The sequence below is a fragment of the uncultured Gimesia sp. genome, assembly GCF_937910335.1.
Taxonomy (GTDB): domain Bacteria; phylum Planctomycetota; class Planctomycetia; order Planctomycetales; family Planctomycetaceae; genus Gimesia.
In genome coordinates this window covers 1-6,015 of record NZ_CALEMX010000400.1, presented here as the reverse complement: position 1 = coordinate 6,015, position 6,015 = coordinate 1, and the positions used below count along the sequence as shown (strand labels likewise).

Here is a 6,015-nt window from a genome sequence, read left to right as displayed (position 1 = left end):
ACTGTTACTGCAGCCTGAACGTAAATTTCGCAAACTGAACGACTTCTTTTTGTCTATATCGACATAAGAGGCACAATTATTTCTCAAAAATAACAGGTTCTTGTTTCCTACGGTGTAATTACAGCCGCTCCGTTTAAAGAGAGGCGTCGTCGAAATCTGTTTGCCTGTCAGCAAGTCATACTTGTTTCCCGCCTGATTGATAAACGAATCATCGTACAGTAACAATGGCTGCAAGCCGATCGGTTTCTCCCAGACCTTTTCTCCGGTATCAGCATTCAGAGCCTGCATCTCGCTTAATTTTCCGGTGTAAAGAAACTTCGATTGATAAGAATAGGCGGCCCAGTCATCATAAGGACGAATCGCCAGCGGACCACGACCCGTCATCACACGATGCCCATATTCGCGCTGGAGCTTCCATTTGACACTGCCGTCGACAGCATCAAGGGCCAGAACCTCAGATGTGAATGTCTTCGGGGCCGTTCCACGTCGCTGCAGCTGATCTGCCTTTAAGGGGGCCATCGAATCGATACAGAACACGCGCCCTTCACCAATCACGAGCGAATGAATATTAAAACGCTCCTTAGCGGTAACCGACCAGAGCTGTTTTCCAGACTTGCGATCGAAGGCGACAATCGTTTTCGCATCCCACAATCCGGTTTCGATGGCCGGGTGACTGTGACCTTTCGGCAGATCAAAGCCAACTGCGATCAGAATCAGGGGATCGGAGACGCGTACATCCACCACGCCCGGCACGCCGGTCAGTTTCGGATCGAGTTGACAGGGGAGCGTCTTGATCACGGAACCATCTTCGGGATTGAGAATCAGACATTCAGAATTTCTTCCAACAATGATCGCATCGGGCAGCGTCGCATAGCGGACGATTGTTGTGCCGGTATCGAAGTTCCACAGCAAACGTCCGGTATAGGCGTCGATCGCCGTGAGTCGTTTGGATCGATCATCAAAGGCCACCAGACGACCACCGGCAACCTGCGGTTTCACACCGCGTCCATAGTCTTTAAATTTATGAAATCCATAACCGGCACCATCGCCATACCAGAGGACTCCCAGGGGGGATTGAACAAGTTGATCGCGCGAGAAATAAGAGCGGGCCGCATCCGAACATTCGTGCGTCCAGTCAGACGTACCGGGCAGGGCACCCACACGTTGCAAAATGACCAGATCGTTCTGTTGTTTTACTTTCCAGTGCGTCTGGTCCAAACTGTCGACCGTCTTTTCAATTAACTCCCGGTTGGCATCATTCACCGCCAGACAGGCAACGCCCCCATATGGACGAACCGCATTCAGCTTCTCAGTCAGAGCGACGATATTTTTCGCGGCAGGTGTCTGATCGATGACCAGATCGGCCAGATAATGAGGCAACGGGAAGGTATCGGGGTCGGCATGAATCACCTGGATCTCCCTGCCATACATGCCGACATCAAGGTATTTTTTCCGCAACCGGCTGACCCGCGCGGCGTCGTCCTCGATTACGATCAGGCGAACCCCGGCAACCTGTAGTAATGCATCCGGCAGCGACTCGGACCCCACGCCAAGTATCACAACATAACCCGGTTTCACAGATCCCTCAAAACCCACTTTAACAGTACTCGCATCCAGATATTCGAAAGCAAGTTGGCTATCTTCCACTGAAATTCTCGGTAGTGGCACATGCGCCAGCTTGTGCCATTTGTGTTTCGGTGATTGTGCTTGAAAGCAGTGCAGATCTCCATTGAGACAGGTAACGATGAGCCGTTGATTTGCAGCGATCAACGAGCCAACCGTCTGTGTCAGTTTGTGTTCCCATATAATTTTCGCTGATTTTCCGTCAGCAGCAATTTTGGCAGCAAAGAGTGTCGGTCCCACATGCCCATACAATGTATTGCCCGCTTTGATAACCGAATGCGTCACTCCTTTTCCCAGTTTGGTATCCAGTTTCCAGAGCAGGGGGGCTTCCCATTTGGCGGGTTTGACTTTTTGGGCGCCATGTTTTTTCTCATACAAACTCTTACTTGCTTTTGACAAATCGTAAGCATAGACAACGCCTTTATCGACGCCGTAACTGATACCTTTGTCATAAGCAGACCGGTAACTGCAGCCAGGCATCATCTTGTAAGCATCAAAGGGACCTTCAAACTGATCGCGTTTGGGAGTACTCCAGGATTTGGGTGCTTCCTTGCCAGCATCCACCCAGCGATTACCAACTTCACGCCCGTCTGCCAGATTCACAACGCCGGAATGCCCCACCAGCAGAACATCACCAGCCGCTATCACACGCGAATCTCCGTTCCGATATCCTTGCACAAAATAGTGCATTTTCCCGGTCTCCGGATCAATCCGCGCGGGCATGGACCGACCATTGGGGACGACCAGCTTTTTGTCGGCAATTAAACAATAGCCTTGCGGAGAGAGCCCTGACTCATGCAGATAGTTATGATCGATTCGCACATTTTTTAAAAACTGAACCCGCTGATTGATCCATTTACGTTTCCCAGTTTTGATATCAACGGCACTTAAATAGGTACCCATCGAGGGCCAGATGCCGGCTCCAAAATACACAATACCATCTTGCACAACTGGGGCACCGCGAACTGGCCAATACGAAATCAGGCGATTATTACCCAGATGCCAGCGTTCCTGATGAGAATCTGGCGCTCCTTTGATTTTCCAACGGAGTACACCATCAGATAGATTCAAACAATATAAATAACCGTCGTCGGAACCCAACATCACATTCTCGCCAGAGACCACCGGTGCAAATCGGACGGGACCATTCGCCGAAAACTTCCAGGATACCTCGCCGGTCTTTGCATCAAAGGCGGTCAGACTTCCCATTAATGGTGAGCCGACCAGAATCCGATTTCCGACTGAAACCGGTTCATATGCCAGATCGTATTGCAGGCGTTCTTCGTTAGGCCAGGCAACCTGATAGAGAGGAAGACGACGCGACCAGTTTAAATGCAACTGATCGGGCAACACTTCAGATGTGACACCTGTCCGTTCGATATTTCCCCTCCACATAGGCCAGTCAGCAGACTCAATCTGCTGGGAAGAGGCAGCAAACAGTGAAACGATCAGACAGAAACAAGACAGAATTTTCAGTGAAATCTTCATTCTCTACTTTCCCGGAAAACTGGGTAGCTCTGTGGATTCTTGAAGGGATTCAGTCAGGTCTTCAACCTGCTTGTTTCACAAGTTCATGGATGCGGCGCATCAGGATTTCTTCTGTTCCTTTGGCCCAGGGACCTGGCTGATTGTAATAAATCATCGAAAAGTCGTACTCATAACCACCTTCATCCCGCATGCGTTCCGATGCAACATAGCCAAAAATATCATTGGCATAGGCAGTTACCCATACAGAATCACTTTTGATTTCTTTCTTTAATCGGAGTACATAATCAACGACGACTTCTCCTCCCAGAAAGATCATCGTAAGCTGATTTCCAAATTTCCAGACTTGAACCGGCGCAGAGTAAGATTCGGGAAGCTGGCCATTTTCCTTGTATAAAGCCAGCATGTTTTTCGCATGCTGTTTCACTTGGGGACGCGTATTTCCCAGTGATTTCTTCAGTTCCTTTTCCGTTGGAGCATCAATGGGCAAGTCAGCTACTCCATAATCGGTCTTCAGGTTCTCAGTCACTTCTTGCATCGGTTGTTTCAAGAGACGCGAGACTTCAAGTGCAATCGCACGTCCATGGCCAATCGCCAGATCTTTAGCGACATCTTTTTTCCCTCGAATAGGATTTTGATCCGCACCACAACCTATCGTACAAATCGCGACGATATCGCCGTGCTGTTCTTCAATGTACTTCGCTGCATAACCGGCCCAGTCACCATTGAGTCGATTGTAATCACTGCCAAAGGTCGTACAGTGACAGGCATAGTTAAATAGCAATCCGCGTAGTTTCCCTGATGTATCCGTAATTCTAACCAGAGGTAAACTATGATCGACGGGTCCTTTGGGATTCACTCCAAAGCCGGCCCATTTTCCATTTTTCAATACCCGACGGTTCTGAGCGAAACCGACCTTACCAGTAGCGATCGACATTTTACCCGGACGCAAATCCTGAATTGCTTTCCCAATGGTTTTCAGAATTTGTGCTTCAACAGAATTCCAGTATTTTCGGGACGCTTGCCTTTCTGCATCCGTCATCGGAGTCGAAAAGATATTCGATAAGCCTTCGACTGGTTGAGGAGTCGTATGCGAATGCGTACTGCAAACCACCAACTGATCGCGGCTCATGCCGTACTGTTTTTTTAGTTGCTGCGCTATACGATTTACAAAAGTGCCCGCAAAGCCAATGGAATCAAGCGAAACCAGAGAGCAGATCTTTTGATCCGGCGATTTAATGGCGACCGCGCGGATATAAATGGGCTCATCAACGCCTTCGTAGACCACAGCGCGGTTTCCATAACCAGAAAGCCGCAAAGGTACTTCGGGAGTAATTTCTGTTTTCGCAAAACCAAACGCATATGAAGAGTCTGCGGCAAATGCGATGCCTGGAATAGAGCAACCCATTCCTAAAATCAAAAACAGAACGCCATAGGATGAATATCTTTGAATATTTAGAAACATAGGAATCTCCTGGATACACTTTTGGCCGCGTTATTTTCAGGGTGTCTATGCTCTCATTATGACATAAATGTTCTTCGAAGTGAACTGGCTCGCTTCAGGTTCAAAGAGTGCACCAGATTATCCTCTCATCTAATACAAAAACAAAGCCCATTGATTCGGTGTTGTCGCGCCAGAAACACACACTGATCAAAGGGCTTTGTTCAGTCTACTGACACTTCCAGTACTCAGATTTGTCTTAAAATCATATAGAATAAATATTTTAGTAAGTGGGTCTTACCTGTCGGTTATCCCCAGTTCCAGGCAAAACGCTTTTTAAAGTGATGATAATAATGACCAATCATCCGCAATGTGACAAACTCGAGATAGAGCACCAGCGTCATGACTGCGATCATCGCCCCGATTCCAGCCTGCCTTGCGGCTAGCATAACGACCACTTGAAGAACGGCTGTGAGAAAAACAGCACTCGCCGTAAATAAATAAATCACGGGTGTCCGAAAGATGGTCACAATCATCAAATCAATCCGAAAAACGGTTCCAAAGCCCCCAACGGCGACACACAAGGCAAGAATCGGCCAGAAAAACAATCCAGCGCTATACAGGAAAACAAAAACACCAAAATGAAAGACGGGTAAAATCTCGGAGAGCCCGTCCAGAGCAACACCAAACATGCCGCCTTCATCCAGATTGGCAATGCCAGAAAAGATAACGACTGCCAAATACAAGTAAGCGGGAAGGTGAACGAGAATCCAAGTCGCAATCCACTGTAGCATCGGAAAGAAAAAGCCCTCTTCCGGGCTCAGGTCGGGAAGCTCCTTTGTCCCTGCAGCCGCTTCGTAGATAATGCTGAATCGATAATTACTATACCAGCCGAGAATAATTAACTGACCTAGCATTCCAAATATTCCCGCAAAAGGGAGAATCACATCCTTACAACAAAGCAGTACCCAGATCATGACAAACGTAAATAAATTGGCAGGATCGATTAGAAACAGGAACGTTCCTGTCAGATCTTCCTTATAGTTATTCGTTTTTTCTCTGGTGACGGGTCCATCTTCATCCCCCTCATACTTTTCCGCTTTGACCATCGGCTTGCGGGCGACCCGCGGGATCGATTTTGACTTGGATTCCAATTCCACCGCATCGTCCAGCAAACTGGCAAAATCATCTTCATCGTATTCAGGTTCAGGCTCGGGAATCTTGATCGGCTCCCCACACTCTTTACAACGCATTCGCTTACCTGCCGCTTTGTCAGGGGCTTTATAGTTCTTCCCACACATCCCGCAGCTTACTTTGATCGTCATCCTGGTTGCCTGTGATTAAGAGCGAAATATTGAGAAAGCGACACTTACTTCAACGCAATTTTACACTCGATGGATCATTCTTTATTAAGAGATGATCAGAAATTATTTTGATCACTTCTGCACAATCAAGCGTAAAGGTTG

Annotated in this window: 3 protein-coding genes; all 3 read right to left on the bottom strand. The window is 48.0% G+C overall.

The window, feature by feature from the left end; all coding sequences use genetic code 11:
* On the bottom strand, positions 1-3,111 hold a 3,111-nt coding region (locus tag Q0668_RS15800; RefSeq protein ID WP_298866393.1), incomplete at its 3' end, for a PQQ-binding-like beta-propeller repeat protein.
* Positions 3,112-3,172: 61 nt separating this feature from the next.
* The gene (locus Q0668_RS15795; RefSeq protein WP_298866391.1) at positions 3,173-4,573 is read right to left on the bottom strand and encodes a neutral/alkaline non-lysosomal ceramidase N-terminal domain-containing protein; all 1,401 of its coding nucleotides are present in this window, start codon (positions 4,571-4,573) and stop codon (positions 3,173-3,175) included.
* Between the two features lie 284 nt (positions 4,574-4,857).
* A complete protein-coding gene (locus tag Q0668_RS15790; protein ID WP_298866389.1) occupies positions 4,858-5,874 on the bottom strand; it encodes a hypothetical protein in 1,017 nt (338 codons plus the stop codon).
* Between the last annotated feature and the right edge of the window lie 141 nt (positions 5,875-6,015).